Origin of the sequence: Paragemmobacter kunshanensis, from assembly GCF_011059185.1 — a bacterium.
Taxonomy (GTDB): Bacteria; Pseudomonadota; Alphaproteobacteria; order Rhodobacterales; family Rhodobacteraceae; genus Paragemmobacter; species Paragemmobacter kunshanensis.
Map to the genome: position 1 here is coordinate 166,401 of NZ_JAALFE010000006.1, position 17,000 is coordinate 183,400.

Here is a 17,000-nt window from a genome sequence, read left to right on the forward strand (position 1 = left end):
GTTCGAGGTGGAAGGAGGGCGCAACCACCTTTGCTTGCGCCGGAATACCGGCACGTGGGGGTAGGTCTAGAGGCATCCGCCAATCCCACTTGTGGTATGGATGGCAAGTCGAACTCTCGGACATAAGCATCCCAAGCAGCGGCACAGGTCAGGAATACGGGATTGAGCCGTCTGGGTTCGCTAGCGGCAAGTTTGTCTGATCACGGCTGAACATCAAGGTCATGGCCGAGCGCACTGGATCTCCTGTCTGGATCGTGGCTCCGTCTGCCAACATCTGCTGAAGCTGGCCTGCATCGCCCTCGGTGTCCCCCATTGGCCATAGCGCGGAGTTGGCCAGCCGACGCTTGCGGGTCATGAGGGAGTGGAGCAGGCAGTCGAACGAATTGTGCTGATACCCCGGATGGATCGCCATCGGGATGTGCACAGTGACGGGCCGGGTCTGTCCGATCCGGTGGATCCGGTCGTTGCACTGCTCCTCGACGGCCGGGTTCCACCAGCGGGACAGGTGGATCACGTGCGTCGCAGCTGTGAGGGTCAGGCCTGTCCCGGCCGCCTTCGGGCCGAGCACCAGCACCTCGAACCCCTCATCCCGCTTCAGGTGACGCTGGAACCGGGTGACAATCTCCTGACGCCGCGGGATCGGGGTGCTCCCGTTGATCAGGTCAACGCGGGGCAGTCGGAACTCCCGCTTCACCAGTTCGATGAACCGGTGCTGCATCTTGATGTGCTCGATGAAGACGAGCGCTCGCTCCCCCCGATCCCTGATCCCGCGCAGGATGTCCACTGCGGCCTGAAGCCGGGCGGACATCGCCACATAGGCCGCGTCCTCCGCGGCGGATTCGGCGTTCGGGTGGACGGAGACAGACCGGATATGGTGCAGCATCTTGAGGGCGGCCCCTCGGGTCCCAGAGGAGAGCTTGCGCCGGGCCTCCTCATAAGTGGCTGCCTGAATATCCGGCATGAGGCGTGGGTGAATACGCCGCCCCTTGGTGGGCAGGTCCTTGGCGACCTTCTCCTTGAGACGCCGTAGCGCCACGGGCGGCAGCCCGTCCTGCGGCTCAAACACGAGCGAGTAGAGCTCACGCATGTTCCCCTCTGCCGGCTCCCCGAACCGGGCCCGGAAGTCCGACAGGGACCCGAAGCGGCCCGGGGTGATCTGCTCCATGATCGCCCAGAGGTCGACGGTGCTGTTCTCGATCGGCGTCCCGGTGAGCCCAATCCGGAAGTCGGCGTTCACCGCCATCGCCGCCTTTGCGCTCAGCGTGGTCGGGTTCTTCACGTTCTGTATCTCGTCGAACACGGCGGTCGAAAAGGGGATCTTCGCGAGGGAATGCTGGTAGTTCGTCAGGGTCGTGTAGGTGGTCAGAACCCAGTAGCGGTGACCGCGCCCATCCACGATCGCTTCATGAAGGTCCGAGAGGTCCAGGATCGCGTTCCCGCTCTCCGTCTCGACCCCTTGCGGTCCCGGCTTCTTCTTCCCGCCCAGCGCGGACCCGTAGAGCCGGATCACGTTGCCGAGCGCGGGCGCCCAGAGATGCTTGTCGACTTCCAGCTCCCAGTTCTCGAGGAGCGAGGTGGGGGCGACAACAAGGACCGGTCCGGTGCGGCCCCCTTCAGCGCGCGACATGTTCTCCTTCATCCAGGCGAGGAAGGCGATCGCCTGAAGGGTCTTACCGAGCCCCTGCTCATCGGCGTTAAGGACCCCGGGCAGTCCGGCAGCCCAAGCGTCCAGCTTCCAGCGGAAGCTGTCCCGCTGGTGCCCCTTCAGATCCGCCTGCACGACCTCAGGCAGGGTGTCCGGAGCGAGTCTGGTGCGCGGCTTTACACGTGCCGCCCATCTCAGCTCCGACAGGTTGTCGGCCGTGTCCACAATGATCGGACCAACTTGCTGCTCAACGGGCTCGTCTGGTCGTGGAACCGGATCAGCCTCACCGCGCCCTTTCAGCGTCTCGAGAAGCTGCTCTAGCGCCACCCGAGTGGTCTGGGTGGCCGGGATCTCCGCGCCACCGACATCGACGGTTGGGGCGCCGACCGCCATGGCCCGTTCCACCTCGCCGATCAGCTGCTCAACCTGATCCGGTGGCATCGCAGCGATCCTCTGCGCCGCCGCGCCGGTGAATGCTTCCGGCAGCCAGGTGGTGCCGGAGCCGGTGATCTGGATATCCGGCTTCTCATAGACCGCGACCCCGATCACCCGGTCGGAGTATTCGGAATACTCGACCGTCTCCACGAAGGCGGGCTCCGCCGCCTGCTCGATCAGTTCCTGCTCCTCCGCTGGCGAGAGCCCTTCGAGACGTCCCTTCGAGCGGAGGTGCTCGGTCACTGCATCAGTGATCCGTTGGCGCGGGTTGCGCATGAAGGCGGCGCGGGTGACCGGGTCCACCCGCTGCATTTCCGTCATTACCTTCAGGACAGGGGCCGCAGAAGGATCCACCACCAGGTAGCTTTGCGCCCCGAGTTTGTAGGCGGGCCGTGCTCCGCGCGAGAAGGCGAGGTTCTGGAACGTGTCCAGTCGGCCCCCGTTCAGCTCCGCCTCACGCTCGCTGATCGGTGCCCCTTCGGTGGCTGCCGTATCGACCGCCTCCCCGGAGAACGGGATGATCGCGAACTGGTCCTCCCCCCTCGGGCTGATCGCGAACCGGTCCGTCAGGGTCACCTCGAGCCCGGACAGGAAGTCCGTCATCCCGAGCCTGGCCTCCGCGTCCTTCCCGCTCATCCGGACCCCCGGCTCCAGTGCGCGGCGGAACCGGGCCAATGCATCCCAGTGCGCATCCAGATCGGACCCGGACCGGAACCGGTCCGCCACCTCGAGCGCGTCCAGCATCCAGCGCGGGAGCCGTCGCAGCCCGTCCGAGCCCGCCCCGGACGTCTGGGCGATCGCGCCGGTCCGATGGACCAGTTCCGGTCGTCCGGCGCGGACCCATTCATGGGTCAGCCGGAAATCCGGCGCGCCGAGAAGGCCGGACACGTCCGTCCTGAGGGTGAGGTCGATCAGCGGCGGGAGCCCCAGCGCCTCCGCCGTTTCCGAGGAGAGCCCGCTAAGCGTGCGGTGGGTCATGCGGATCCGGCTCCCGCCGATCTCCACCTCGTCCCCCGCCTCCTCGGCGGTCGACCTCACGTCCGCGAGGGCGAAGCTGAGGTGCTGATCATGGTCGATGATCCGGTCCGACGGGCGCGACAACAGCCGGTTGAGCAAGGTCTGCCTGGAGCGGAACTCCAGGGTCACCCAATCCGTGTCGTAGAAAAGCTGAATCATCTTCGCCCCCGTGCGGCGTCCCGCCGCATTAGCTCATAGAGCTGCTGAAGGTCGTGGATCTCCGCCGGGCGGAGATCCGGGTTCCTTGATTTTAGCTTCGCCAGGGCCGTCCCGAGGGTTCGATCCCCGGAGAAGACGTAGCGTTCGCGTGCGAACGCCTCCATCACCTCGGCGTGCCGGAAAAGGAGCTCAAGCCGCTGCTCGGACGTGTCCGGGAGCGGGGGAAGCGGGGCCGGGTCCGTCACCTCCCGCAGCGGCGTCTCCACGGAACGGGCCATGATTCCGGCTGGACCGTGCCCGAACGTCTCCATCGAGGACAGGAGGTGGGCGAGTGCGTTGCGCAGGTTGTCCGGCAGGGGCCCGTTCGAGCGGATGATCCACTCCAGACTGGCGCGCGCGTTCGGTGAGAGAAGGGTCTTCGTTTTCCCGTCACCCAGCCGATCAAAATAATCGATGATCGCCCGTGCTGCGGGGGCGCCGGACTTCAACAGCAGGTCAAGCGTCGTCCGGGCGCGATCGGGAGGGGCGGCCGTTCCTGCGGCCGGAGACCGGGGGGGAGAGGTGATGATGATGCGGGGTGGGACCGCAGCCGGGCCAGCGGGGTGCGGGGCCGGACCGGCAGGCGCGCGAGCCCCCAGATCAAATTGGGGCTGGACGGGCGGGTCCCGTCTCAGCGGGGGAGCGTACGGGCGGGGTGGCGGCGTATAACGAGCCGCTGGTGCACGGGGGCGATACACCTTGGTGTATGGGTTCTTACGGTGAGAACGCCCCACGTCGGCGTTGATCATGTCGCGGACCCACCGCTGCCACGAATCGATACTGTTGTGGGGTTTCGATTCCGGGGACGCCCGCATGATCTCGTCGCAATCGTAGCCCTCTTGGAACAGCTTCGGCGCCATAGGGTCGTCCTGATCGAAAACGTGGGTCTTGTAGCTGTGACACCCGTCGACCATGATCTTGTTGCCGATCTTCATGATCAGGAGCGAGGTGTTTTGCCTGGCGCGTTGAAACCCGAACCGGCTGTCCGCGTTGCGGGCGTCCTCCCGCATCAGGTGCGCCCGCGCGTAATCGGCCGCCTGGGAAGAGAAGGCCACCCAGGCCGCATCGATCCGCTTCTCGTCGAACAGTTTGAGCCAGAAGTCCCGCCTCGGCGGCCACATCGCATCCTTCTGCGCCGCGTCCACCACGCCGGTGAAGAAGCGCATGTCCTCGCGGGTGAGCCAGCGGTGGATGACCTCCATGTGTGCCCGGCCGACCCCGGCCCAGACCCCGCCGGACCGGATACGGGGATCCCCGTACATCTCGATCAGCGCCTCGACGAGATGGGACCGGAGCAGATCGGACGGGGCCGTGTTGATCCACGGGCTGGTCAGCGCCTCGATCGCCCGCTCCGCCCCGATTGTGCGGGCCTCACGACCCGGGGGGCGGATCCAGTCGATGTACCAGTTGATCCGGGTCCGCCCGGTGAGTTCCGGCGCGACCAGCGCGGAGAGGACCTCATGCACCCGCTCCATGAAACCGGGCCCGTGAGGGTTCCGCAGGCCGGCCCGGCTCAGCTCAAGGAACGGGTCCGTCATCCGGACCATCCGGGACGCGAGAAGGCGGGGTCCGTCCGCCGCGTCAAGGAGCTCCGGCACCTCCTGCAGGAGGCCTCGCACGGACGGGCTCATCCGGCCCCGTGCGGCGTCAATCGCGGAGGCGACAGACCGGGTGTGCGCCCCGTTCGCCACATAGCTCTCGAGATAGACCGCGAACAGCCCGGACAGGAACGTCTCGGATCGGGAGGCGCGCAGCTCCTCAATAAGGAAGCTGCGCGCCTGTGCGAGGTCCGCCCTGTCGCGCCGTTCTGGGTCGAACACCGCCGAGGCGGCCGCGAGGACGAAGGAGATCCGGGCGTTCTCCCAGTCATCCTTGGCGACCCGGTCACGCAGTCGGACGGCGAGCGCCTCCCGTTCGCGCGGGTTCACGTTCACGGCCACGTCCGGCCAGCGCTCATGAACCCTCTGGACCGCCGTCTCGATGTAGCGCAGCTCCGGAACCGCCGGCGGGCTGAACCGGATCAGCCGGGTGATCGCGTCATCGAGCCTCATTCGGACCCCCCGGCGGCCCGGAGAGCGTCAAGGCGGCGGCCGATCTCCTCGACCTCCTCCACGGTGCTCGGGGCGTACATGATGATCCTGAGGTCGATCCTCCGGTTCGCGGCCTTCCCTTCTGTGGTCGCGTTGGTCTCGATCGGCCGCATCTCCCCGTAACCGGATACTGACATGACCGGCTGACCCCGAAGGTTCTCATGGGCAAGGATCGTCCGTTCCTCGTCCAGCATGACGAGCAGGGTCGCGTTTGCCCGATCTGTTGACAGACGGAGGTTGTTGAGGTCGGACCCGTCTGCGTCCGTGTGTCCCTCGATCTGGACCGCCTCGATCAGCGCGTTGCCGCTGTCGCAGTCCGGGCCGCGGTTCGCTCGGTCCCCGAGGGTGAAACAGACGAGGATCTCATCCAGCAGGCGACCCATCGTGTCGACGATCTGCCGCTGCCGCGGCTCAAGCTGGCTGGACCCGCTCCTGAAAAGGCCTTCCCCCTGGAAGCGGAGCGCGTCCTGTTCCGCGCTGATGACCACCTGAAGGTCAGGAAACTCGATCAGGAGCCGCTCGCGTAGCTCGATCAGTATCTCCCGGCGCTGCTCGATCGCTTGGGCCAGATAGGCCTCCAGAGGGTTGATCTGCTGAAGCCGGGAGAGGCGCTCAAGGAGATCGTCGCGTTCCGCCGTGACGGCATCAAGATCACGCTGAAGCTGATCGACCAGCGCCTCAAGCTCTCTGATCCGCGCAAGGAGGTCCGCATTCTCCGCCCTGAGCCGGTCCCGCTCCTCGATTGCCGCATTGCGCTCGGAGATCGCGGCATCCAGCGCCTCGCGTGCCGCGTCCCGTTCCGCCTCCAGCCGCCGGATATCCGCACGTGCCTCCCGAAGATCGTTGAGGATCACGTTGAACTGATCCCGCGGGACCGTGTCCTGGCTGCTGAGCTGGGTGGCGAAGAAGGCGAGTAGGATCATCACGATCAGAAGGAAGCTGATCGTCATGTCCGTCATCGTAACAAAGACGGACTCCTCCTCATCCTCTTGTGTCCGCCGCCGAACGAGCCCCCGCATGATCAGCGCCTCGATTCAGGAAGGAACTTCTCGGCCCGGTCGACGATCTCGTGCATCTTGTCGATCGCCGGGGCGAGTTCCCCGTTCATGGTGCGAACGTGCCCGAACAGGGTGTCCACCGCGGTTCGGACGTGCTTGGTGAACTCCTCGAAAGCTGACCCGAGTTTTTCGTCCATGTCGTCGATCTGCTCGCGCTGGCGCTCGATCTGGGTCAGCGCCTCCCCAAGTTTTGCAAGTGTCGCCTCGAGGAGCTTCTGCTCCGCGCCAAGGGCGGACTTCGCCGCGTCAAGGATCCGCACGGCCCCCTCAGCTGTCTCCCGGGCGCTACGAGTGACCGTGTCCGCGGCGCGCTCCGCGCTTATCGAGAGTCCGGTCACTGCCGTCTCGATCTGTTCCACGCTGCCCCGGATAGGTCCGGCCGCGGCCGCGAGCTCACGCGAGGCGGCTGTGACGGACTGGGCCGCGTCACGGGTCGCCTCCCCCCCTGCCCGGATGTTCCCGGCCGCGGTCGCGATCTGCCCGGACCCGTCCTTCAGGCGGGTCGCCATCTGGTCCAGCTGCTCAACAACCTCGCTGATCGGGTCGATCAGGTCTTCACGGAGCTTGTCCCCGAATGACCCGGTGGCGCTCAGGAGGTCCGCCCCGCTACGAGAGACCGCCTCGACCAGTTCCTTACCAGCCAGGCTCACGGCGCCGCTGACCTCCACCCCGGCCATCTCCATCCTGGACCGGACCGCGGCAGAGCCGGATTCGGCCGCCGCCTCAAGCCGCTCCTTGAAGCTGTCCGCAGACGTCCGCATCGCGTCGGCCGCCTCCCGAAGCGCGTCCGCCCCCTCGGACGTGTTTCGCCGGATCCCCTCAAGGGTTTCGTTCATGATCCCAAGGAGCTTTTCAGCGCCCGCGTTCAGCGTCCCGTCCGTCGTCTCCGCGGCGGAGGCGAGGCGGGCTGTCAGGTCCTCAGCGGCCCGGGCGAGCCGGGCGATGGAACTCTCCATCTCTTGGCCCATCCGGCCAGCGCTCTGGTCCATGCGGTCCGAAAGGTGGGCGATCTTTTCGCCGGCGGCGGAAAGCTGCGTGCTCGCCTCGGAGAGGGCGCGTCCCACGTCCTCCGAGAAGCGGGAGGACAGGTCGTTTACCATCTGGCCGACCCCGTCGGCGCCCGCCTTCCCGACCCGTTCAAGCAGCGGGGCCATAGCGGCCCCGATCGAGGTGGCGATCGACTCCGGGATCTCCTTGCGCAGCGGCTCGCCGAGCTTCTCGACCAGCTCAAGCCCGATCCGCTTGAAGCTGTCCTCCTGACCGCGGGCGATTGCCAGCTGTTTGAGGGCGACCCCCTCAAGGCTTACGAAGCTGAGACGCTCCTCCAGACGCACGCAGAGCAGATGGATGTCGCGCTCGACCCACCCCATGGAGACCCGAAGTGTGATCGTGAACAGGATGGACGCCAGAAGACCGGTCAAGGACATGATGAATTTTGCGGACGCGGCCCCGAGCAGGTTGGTAAGTGCGTCCTGCATCGCAATTTGATCCGCCGCGTTACTGAGACCAACTCCGATCGCCTGCAACGCCGAGATGAGTCCGAGGAAGGTCAGTAGGAGGCCGACGGACACGAAAAGACCCGGCAGATGTCTGTAGAACCCCGGGCCGTAGTGGAGATCCTCAAGGTTAAAGAAGCTCGAAGGGCGAACGCTGTTGCGAAGCACGGGCGGGGAGACCGTCTCGTCGAGAACCAGCGTCTCCCGGAACTCTGACCAGGCGGCGGTGATATGCGCGTACCCCTTCTTGGTGCGACGGGACTTCACTTCAGAGTCGATCCGCGGCGACTGGGCCGTGAATTCCTCCTCATTGTTGGGCTTCGCGATCAGCCCGTTCAACCAACGCAAGGTGGTGAGCTTCTGACGCGTGGTGACCACCACCATGAGCACCGAAAGGGCGAGCCAGCAGAGGATCAGAATGGAGATCCAGCCGGGCATCTGCTCCTGGGTAAGGAACGAAGAGGCCCAGAAAATGAACTGGGACATGCCCGTCCCGATGCCGCCAAGTAACTCCAACTTGTTCTTCCCTTCCGATCACGCCCCGAATTCGATTGTTCTCTCACAAATCATGAAACATCTAACCGCAGCTTCTGTTAACCATTGATATTCCGCATCTATCTGACGCTAAAGCGCCCCAGCATTCTTAGGGTTGGGCGCCTGCCTTTTTCCGGATGGTCTGGCTCTGTGGGTCGTATTCCAGCTCATGCAAGTTCCCGTCTCGAATTGCCTGTACGGCCCGGCTCACATGCTCCGGCAGCACGTAGAACCACTCCCGCGGGTAGACCTTCCGGTCGAACCGGTCCGTGATCCACAAGTCGCGCGGACGGGCGGCGTCAAAGAACCGGTGCAGAAGCCCCTCTACCTTGCGCCATGACAGGTTCACCAGGTCATAGGTCGCCACCAACTCCACGGGGGCCAGCAGGAAGGTCGGGTCGTCGCGCGCGTCCGCGATCCGGCGGCGGACTTCTTGGGTGGTGACCCCGATCTTCAGGAGGATGCCGCTCACCGCCGCGATGGCGGGGTCCTTCGACTTGCTCCGGACCACGTAGACTGTCCCGGTCAGGTCGATCCGGTCCGCCTCCCAGTCAGGGTCCATCGCCCCGAGCCCGTGGCGGTGGATAGCACGCGCGGTCGGGTCGTCCGCCAGCGCCTTGCGGAAGGAAGAGAGGAGCGGGTCACTCTCCATCCCGTTCGAAAAGATGATCCGGAGCCGGTGATCCCGCTTGCCGGCCCGCGCGGTCATCTCCGCCTTCTCGGCCACGTAGGTCAGGAGCCCCTTGCGGATGAAGAGGGACCCCTCGTCCACCCGGACCTCCTCGTTGAAGTTGATAGGGCGCACCTCCCGCTCTCCGGACTCGAGCGCGGCTTGGGTCCGCTCGAACATCTCCCGAAACCGGTCGAAGTCGTGGCAGGGGTAGAACTCTGCCTTATGATCCGGGACCAGCCGATCCTCCGCCGGGGTGACGTGCCGGATCGTGGTCAGCGCCTCGGACACGTCCAGCTCATCGTCATCGAAGATGTCGTCGAGGGAGGCGGGGATCTCCCTCTCATCCGGCTCCTCGCGCCAATCCCGGTCCGGAGGCGGTGGCGCAGCGGTCAGCGCCAAGGGTCCGCCGGATAGGAGGCTGTTCCGATCCACGTCCGCCAGGTCCTCCGCCGGCCCGTTGTCCGCGAGGCGCTTCCAGATGACCCCGAGCCGCATCTCATCATGGTCTTCCGCCTCCGGGTTCGGGACCCGACCGCTCCGTTCAAAGAACTCGTTCACCTTCTCGACCAGTTGCGCGTCCCGCTCCCGCTCCGGGGTGCGGGCAGCACGGGGCCGGAGCGTCACGTTCAGGAGGCCCAGATCGTCCTCCTCCGCAAGAATCTCCTCGATCGACCGGTACCGGGCCATGCGTCAACCCCGCGCCGCGTCTTGGGCGGCACGCATCCGCTCCGCTTTCTTGGTCCGAATGTAGGCGTGTGCCTCGGCCAGCCGACGCTCAAGGTCGTCGGCGGCGTGCGGGTTCGGGGGGCGGCCTTCTTGGGCCGTGAAACGCTTGATCCGGGGCCATAGGACCAACGCCTCCTCCTCCGTCATCTGGATGCGTTGCGCGACCATCGCGCTCTGGATCTGCTGGAGGAGCGGGGTGTCGAGCGCCTTGGAGGCAACGTCGAACCCTTCGCGGAACGGGTTGATCGAGTCGATGAGGTCGATGTCCAGCTCGCGCACGTTGATGAACTTCTTCACCATCCGTATCAGGTTCATCGCGTCCGGGGCGTTCGGCTCGCCATCCGGCGGGGCGGTAGTCCATGTTCCCGCCGGTTCGGCCAGCCCCTTCTGCCCCTCCTCCTGCGCCATGCGGCGCGCGATCGCCGCAATGTTCATCCGGGCGGCCAAGTCCTGTCGGATCGCCTCCGTCTCATCCGGGGTCAGGTTCTCGTAGCTCTTCTCGATGATGTCGGTCAGGATCAGCTGGGTCGCCACCTCCGGCGCCACGTCATCCGCCACGGTGCGCCGGTCGATCTGCTGGCAGGCCTTGGCGACAAGCTCGTGCATGTCGTTCTCGACGATCTCGCGCGCCCGGGCGGTGGGTGGCAGCATCAGGCCGCCGATCCCGATATGGACCCGTCCCTCATGGTCCACTTCGACCGGGGGCCGGGTGTCCCCGTCCTCGCGCCGGTAGAACTTGAAGTTCGGTTGCAGGACCTGCTCCATCAGGAGCGCCCCGGAAATCGCCTTCAGCATGTCGTTGACCGCGTCCGTGACCAACCCGGTTTCCACTCCCGGCTCCGCCACCAGGTTGGTGAACTGGGCGTGGCGCTTGCCGGGCGCATCGCGCGTGGCGCGACCGATGATCTGCACGATCTCGGTCAGCGATGACCGGTAGCCGATGGTCAGCGCGTGCTCGCACCAGACCCAGTCGAACCCCTCCTTCGCCATCCCCAGCGCGATGATCAGGTCGACCTTGTCCCTGTCCGCCGCGTCTTCCCGCTTCCCGTCAGGGCCGGTGACCTCTCGCGTCAAAGACGCCTTCACCGTGTCCCGTTCCGGCCCGTCATCGACCAGGTCCGCCACCTTCAACACCCGCCCGTCCGGCAGTCGAACCAGATCGAACCCGGTCTCGGGCTCGCGGCCGATCACCTCGCCCAAGGCGTCGAGGATTGCGCCCACCTCGGACTGCTTGACGTCATAGGCCTCGGCCGAGCCGCGGTGCGGGATGTGGATGATCGTCTTGAGGTCCGGGTTCAAGACCTCCGGGATCGCGCTGATATAGTTGTCCCGGTAAAAGCTGTAGGAGATCCCGAGGCTTTTCAGGAACCGGTACCCATCCAGCTGCTCGTAGTAGCTGTAGGTGATCGACCGGAACAGCGCCTCATCCTCGGGGCGCAGGACCGGGATGCTGTCGCCCCGGAAATAGGACCCGGTCATCGCCATGATATGCGCCCGGCCCCGGGCAAGCAGGCGGCGCAGGATCTCGCCCAGCCGATTGTCGTCCCCGGCGCTGACGTGGTGGAATTCGTCGATGGCGATCAGGCAGTCGTCGAAGGCAGCCGTCCCCTCATCTTCTGCGATCTCGTCGAAGGCGAAGCGGAAGGTGGCGTGGGTGCAGACCAGAACCCGGTCGTCGGAGGCCATGAACTCCCGCACAGCGCGCACCTTGCGCGCGGTCGCCCCCTCCTCCGCCCCGTTCAGGCAGAGGTTCCAGCGGGGCTGGACCTCCCAGTCCGCGAAGAACCCGTAGGAAGTGAGGTCGGTGGACCGGAACGAGGCCCCGATCGAGGTTTCGGGCACGCAGACGATCACCTTGCCGACCCCCTGGTTCTCCAGCTTGTCGAGCGCCACGAACATCAGCGCGCGGGACTTGCCGGCGGCGGGCGGGGCCTTCAGCAGCAGGAACTGGGCGGCGCGGGCCTCATAGACCCGGGCCTGCATAGGGCGCATCCCCATCGCGTTAGGCGCCTGGGTCTTGCCGGTCTGGCCGTAGGTCACGCGGACGAAATCGGTCATCAGGCGGCCCCCTTCTTCAGCTTCTTCACCCGGGCCGCGTAGAGCTTGAACAGGTGCTCCAGCCGTTCCGTGTCGTTTCGGAACGGGCGGCCGATATACATGCTTTCCAGCAGGTCATCGTTCGCCTTGTGGACGGCGCGCAGGTCGTTGGGCATCTTTTCCGGGTCATAGAGTTCGGCGATCGTGGCCGGGTAATGCCCGTAGCGGCAGCGCAGGATCGCCATCGCGGATTTCGTCAGCGCATCCAGCTGGTCTTGGGTAAATTTCGGGACGGGGAAGGTGTTCCAGCCGAGGGTGTTGGAATAGCGGAAGTCGGATTTTAACTTGCCGCAGACCGTCCCGATCCAGATCAGATGAAGGCGCGAGGCGATCAGCGCCATGCACCAGTCGGGGGCGTCGTAGAGGGCGAAGTTCAGGTTGGAGGCGATGGTATCCGCCCCAACGCGTTCGAACGGGAGATATGGGCGACGTTCTGAAGTAACGCTTGGCACCAGGATCGCGTGATCGCGTTGTTTTCCCGCCTCGAAAATAAATCGGTGGGGCTCACCCGCCAATTGGCGCGTTTCCTCCCTCGAGCTTTCTGCCCGGAACTCAGTCACAAGTTCTAGGCGCCGTGATATCTCATCAACGCGTTCCCAATCAGGCTTATCTTCCTCGGGGAGCCACAGACACCAACGCTCAATTCCCCTGATAACTTCCTGTGAACCCAAGAATTTGAAAAGGAAAGGCGATGCTTCCGGTGACTTCTCACGAAGATCTCGAGCCTCTTCGGTGGACAGTATCAGGTGCCCTCCGTCGCCGGGCATGTTCCCGAACCGCATTGTAGGCAAGTCGAATAGCGAAGTGCTCTGTCGGGTAACCGCAAGATCAGGACCATCAAGCAGATAGGTATTGATGTTCGCTGCGGTGAAGCTGAGCTCCCCGTCAATCAAGGTCTTGGGCGCCGTGGACCGGTTCCGGATCCCGGCGATGACGCACATGACCGCGGCATTTGCCGAGGCGTTGTTACGCCACTTGAAGGTCCGGTGTGCGAAGAAGATTTCCCGCTCGGCCCCTAAAACAAGAGGCCAGATCGTCGAAACCGCGTCACCCTGCACGATGGAGTTGGTAGACACCAGCGCCGCTCGGGCGTTCCGACCCGCGATGTACTGACCCGCCTTGTAGAACCACCCGGCGACATAATCGAAGGCCTTGTATTTCTTGGTCACGCCCGAAAACACGGCGTCCTTGTCGGCCTTCTGGTCATCCTCCTGCTGGGCTTTCCCCAGGAATGGCGGGTTCCCAGCGATGAACACCTCGCCCCCATCCTCCGGCACCGGGCAGACCGCCTCCCAGTTCAGCCGCAGCGCGTTCCCGCAGACCACATTCGCCGCATCCCTCAGCGGCAGGTCCGCCGGCTTGCGACCGAACGCCTGCTGGAACAGCGCATTCGCCTGATACTCCGCGATGAACAGGGCGAGCTTGGCGGTCTCCACCGCGAAATCGGCAAGATCGATCCCGTAGAAGTTCCGGATCGGCACCACGGACCACATTTCCGTCTGCGCCCCGCCGGTCAGCTCCGCCAGCCGGGTCAGGACCCGGATCTCGCGTTCACGGAGGGCCCGATATGCGACCACCAGAAAGTTCCCGCTCCCACAAGCCGGATCGAAGACCCGGATCTTCGCGATCCGGTCCAGCACATGCCGCAGGGCGCGCTCCCGGTCCCACGCCTTTTCGATCTCGGCGTCCAGATCATCGAGGAACAGGGGACCAAGCACCTTCATGATGTTCGGGACCGATGTGTAGTGCATCCCCAGTTCGGACCGCAGCTTCGCGTCCGCGACCGACTGGATCATGGACCCGAAGATATCCGGGTTGATCCCCTTCCAATTCTCCGCGCTGACGTCCCGCAGGTAGCGGGCAGAGGGGGCATCGAACACGGGAGCGTCGATCCCGCCCGCAAAGAGGCCGCCATTGACGTATTCGAATTCGCGCGCCCAGGCGGGCAGCGCATCACGCCGGTCCCGGGGGGTGTTCATCGCGGTGAAGGCGCTGATCAGCACCTCGCGCATCCCCTCGCCCTTGTCGCCGGCATGGGTGAAGATCAGGCGGCTGAACTGGTTGTCCGGGAAGATCCCCACATCCTCGGCGAAGAGGCAGAAGATCAGCCGGGTCATCAGCTGGTTCATGTCGTGCCGCCGCGCGTCGGTCGCCCAGTCCGGGTTTCGCCGGATCAGCGCGTCATAGAGCTTGGCGAGCTTGCCCGAGACCTTGACGTCAACCGGGTTCTCCTCGGCGGCCCGGTACCGCTCCTTGCCTGCGGCGGGCAGGAAATAGCCGAACCGGTCGCCCAGCTCCGCGAAGGCGCAGTGGAGCGTATCGCCGGATTTCGGATGCTCGGCCGCGATCTCGACCCCGTCCGTGGCGATCAGGATGGCGGGCTTGTGCTTCAGGGTCCGCTTGTTGGCTCGCAGCGCGTCCAGGGTGACCGCAGCCATCCCGGTCAGGGCGGGAGCGAAATGGAACTTCTGGTTCATCAGGACCCCACCGGGGAGGTCCGATTTGTTGAAGGTCCCGCCCTTGAGCTTGGCAACCGTCGCGGGGGTATTGTCTGTCGCGAGCGCGAAGTCGAAGGGGAACTCGACCGGGTCGTAAGGCTTGGCCGCGAGGGCCGCGAGCGCGTCGTAGATTTCAGCCGGGTTCACACACTCACCTCACGCAAGGCTTCAAGAAGCCGACCGTCCGGAAGCACAGCCCACTTGTAAATCTGGATCGCGGTCCAGCCGGTCGCACGGCAGCCCCAGTCGTTGAAGCTGATCACTTCGCCACGGAACTCGACCCGCTTGCCATCCACGACACGGGCGGCGCTGTCAGGCCGGTCCTTGATGGTCAGAACGGTTCCGATGGACAAGAGCCCCCGCTCTACCATCTCTCCCGTCTTCATCAGGCTGGCCCGTCCGGCTCCAGTCAACGGCGGCACTGGGAAAGGGGGCGGTGTTGCAGCCCCAGCCACGTCCGCTGTGGGCACCGTCATCGCCATCGACTTCGGTTGGCCATCGAGCCAGGCCATGAAGGCATCCACCGCCGGGTAGAAGCTGCGCAGACCCGACCGTTTCAGGGAAGCGCGCACTTCGCCCAGGGTTAGCCCGTCGGTGCGTTTCGCGATCAGCCGGATGAACGCGTCATCATCGGTGATCGTGTCGAGGACACGCTCAACTGCCCGATCCACCCGCCACTCCGACCACAGTGCGTCTATCGCGCGCGCGCGCATTCGATCCTTCGACAGGAGCGAAAGGGTGGAGGTGATCAGTCCCGTCTCCGCCACCGTCTGGTCGAGTTTGGCGGTCAGGAAGAGCTTCTCCTCCGCCGCGACGGGGGCGTGAACTTTGTAGATCCGCCACTCGGCTCCGTTCGTCAGCACACACCAATCTACCCCGGCTGCGTTGGCGTAGTTCAGGGTCTGGAGGAGCGGCTTTCGGTCATCCAAGCTCACCCCAAGCGCCTTCGCCTCCACGAAAAGGGCGGGTGAACCGTGTAGAAACAGGGCATAGTCGACGGGGTTGTCTGCGGAGGCGTGCCGGTACTCGCTTCGGACTTCTTCCACATCCTGTAAGTCCCAACCGAGTGCTTCCAGCAAGGGCAGAACCAGAACGCGGATCGTGTCTGACTCGGTGAGACGGACCCTGCGGTCCCGAAAATCAACCAGTCTGGCTTTCAGGTTAGAGACAACGTCTTCCTGAGCGCGCTTTTGAGATCCGCTATTCATCGCGCCGCCCCAATTACCTGCGCGCGATTCAACAGAATGATCTGCTGATCCTGCGCTCGACGCAACGCGGGATCCGTATCCAGACCAAGCCGCTTCAGTGTATAATAGAGAAGAGCCCTTCTGGTCTGGATGGTCGTCTTTCCGTCTGTCATCCCGTAGTCCATTTCGATGGCCCGCCGTTGCCCAGCAGTTAGTTCAGGGTGGGGTCCAATTTCGAGGACGACGTCTGTATGCCATGCGGTGTCCATCAAAGGGTCTACGGTGCGTGGTTCTGACATTGTGATACTGTTAATTCGAGAAATCAGAAAGTCTTTGAAAATATTATTATTCCTGCAGTAAGCGCGGGCATGCCATCGAAATCCGTCATCTGCCAGGGCATAGGGCTCGATCCAGCGGCTTGCAGGTTCCGGTCGGGACATAGACTGATAGGTCACCTGAATGGCATTTCCATTATGGATCGCCGCCAACACATCCCTCAGAATGTCCGGCTGGATCCCGCGGACTGGACTTGGTGCGCAGCCAAGCGGTGGCATCTCGCCGATCCATGTCTCACTCGCCTTCACCCACCCCTGATCTCGCGCCCGCACCTCAGCCAAATAGGTCTCAGCTGAGGGAGTGTAAAACTGCGGCTTGAAGCGAACGCCCCTGCGATAAGTGCGCTGGCTCTTGTCATAAACGAGGTTTCGGGCTGCGCGATCGATGTAGGAGTTGATGTCGATGGAGGCCTGCTGGGTGGATAGACCGAACCATTGGACGAGATCCCCTCGGTTCAGCCGTCCCTCCCAATACAGCCTATACTCGATGAACGCGTAGCGCTGCTCGACAGGCCAGTTAAGATCCTTGGACTTCCTGCGGGTCAAGGCCCATACCCCCTGCGACGACAAGAGCTAACAGTCGTGAAAATAGACAGTTCTATCTGCTTGACCAGTGTAGGCTATTTCATCCTCAGTCCGCAACCGGATTGCTAGTCGTTCTAGACTGCCATCTTCTGTGAAGACGGCAACAGGATCAGAGCCTTGAGCTACGGCAAACGGCTTGTCCTGGGCTTAGTTGAGCTACCGGTCTTGGACGGGAAGTCTCGACAGCCATACAAGGGCTTGCGGAACTGAACACGATAAAGAGATTGTCGCGAGAGGCTATTTGAGATTGTTGGTGAACTGAAGTTCAGCGGATCTCGATCCGACATTCCCCAAGTGGCCTGCCGCTTGACTTCAAGATCGCCTGATTTTGCTCGCTGGGCAAGCGTTCTTCGCCCCGAGCGGTGTCTGTCGTCGCGCAAACGGCCGAAGTCGGGTGGATCAAGCCTCGAACCCGCAGCATTCTGG

General features: G+C 64.3%; 9 protein-coding genes. All 9 read right to left on the bottom strand.

Annotated features, from left to right (window positions below):
• Nucleotides 1-148: 148 nt before the first annotated feature.
• Nucleotides 149-3,256, bottom strand: coding sequence for a DEAD/DEAH box helicase (locus G5V65_RS08565; RefSeq protein ID WP_165048941.1), 3,108 nt, complete (start codon nt 3,254-3,256; stop codon nt 149-151).
• Nucleotides 3,253-5,346, bottom strand: a complete 2,094-nt coding sequence (locus G5V65_RS08570) for an EH signature domain-containing protein (protein ID WP_165048943.1) — start codon at nt 5,344-5,346, stop codon at nt 3,253-3,255. The genes G5V65_RS08565 and G5V65_RS08570 overlap by 4 nt, the downstream gene beginning before the upstream one ends.
• Complete coding sequence (locus G5V65_RS08575) at nt 5,343-6,335, bottom strand: OmpA family protein (RefSeq protein ID WP_165048945.1); 993 nt, start codon at nt 6,333-6,335, stop codon at nt 5,343-5,345. Before G5V65_RS08575 ends, G5V65_RS08570 begins: the two co-directional genes overlap by 4 nt.
• Before the next feature lie 71 nt (nt 6,336-6,406).
• Nucleotides 6,407-8,425, bottom strand: a complete 2,019-nt coding sequence (gene zorA, locus G5V65_RS08580; protein WP_165048947.1) for an anti-phage ZorAB system protein ZorA — start codon at nt 8,423-8,425, stop codon at nt 6,407-6,409.
• A 157-nt stretch (nt 8,426-8,582) separates the two neighbouring features.
• Entirely contained in the window at nt 8,583-9,833 is a 1,251-nt protein-coding gene (locus G5V65_RS08585; RefSeq protein WP_165048950.1) for a GIY-YIG nuclease family protein, read from the bottom strand.
• A 3-nt stretch (nt 9,834-9,836) separates the two neighbouring features.
• A complete protein-coding gene (locus G5V65_RS08590; protein ID WP_165048952.1) occupies nt 9,837-11,930 on the bottom strand; it encodes a DEAD/DEAH box helicase in 2,094 nt (697 codons plus the stop codon).
• Entirely contained in the window at nt 11,930-14,614 is a 2,685-nt protein-coding gene (locus tag G5V65_RS08595; RefSeq protein ID WP_165048954.1) for a class I SAM-dependent DNA methyltransferase, read from the bottom strand. Before G5V65_RS08595 ends, G5V65_RS08590 begins: the two co-directional genes overlap by 1 nt.
• On the bottom strand, nt 14,611-15,675 hold the full coding sequence (locus G5V65_RS08600) for a type I restriction endonuclease (protein WP_165048956.1): 1,065 nt from the start codon (nt 15,673-15,675) through the stop codon (nt 14,611-14,613). The genes G5V65_RS08595 and G5V65_RS08600 overlap by 4 nt, the downstream gene beginning before the upstream one ends.
• A complete protein-coding gene (locus G5V65_RS08605; protein ID WP_165048958.1) occupies nt 15,672-16,535 on the bottom strand; it encodes a WYL domain-containing protein in 864 nt (287 codons plus the stop codon). Before G5V65_RS08605 ends, G5V65_RS08600 begins: the two co-directional genes overlap by 4 nt.
• Between the last annotated feature and the right edge of the window lie 465 nt (nt 16,536-17,000).

Excerpts from the sequence above, each read along its gene's own strand:
- G5V65_RS08565 (WP_165048941.1), bottom strand. The coding sequence starts at position 3,256 with ATGATTCAGCTTTTCTACGACACGGATTGGGTGACCCTGGAGTTCCGC.
- zorA (WP_165048947.1), bottom strand. The coding sequence starts at position 8,425 with ATGTCCCAGTTCATTTTCTGGGCCTCTTCGTTCCTTACCCAGGAGCAG.
- G5V65_RS08570 (WP_165048943.1), bottom strand. The coding sequence starts at position 5,346 with ATGAGGCTCGATGACGCGATCACCCGGCTGATCCGGTTCAGCCCGCCG.
- G5V65_RS08585 (WP_165048950.1), bottom strand. The coding sequence starts at position 9,833 with ATGGCCCGGTACCGGTCGATCGAGGAGATTCTTGCGGAGGAGGACGAT.
- G5V65_RS08590 (WP_165048952.1), bottom strand. The coding sequence starts at position 11,930 with ATGACCGATTTCGTCCGCGTGACCTACGGCCAGACCGGCAAGACCCAG.
- G5V65_RS08600 (WP_165048956.1), bottom strand. The coding sequence starts at position 15,675 with ATGAATAGCGGATCTCAAAAGCGCGCTCAGGAAGACGTTGTCTCTAAC.
- G5V65_RS08575 (WP_165048945.1), bottom strand. The coding sequence starts at position 6,335 with ATGACGATCAGCTTCCTTCTGATCGTGATGATCCTACTCGCCTTCTTC.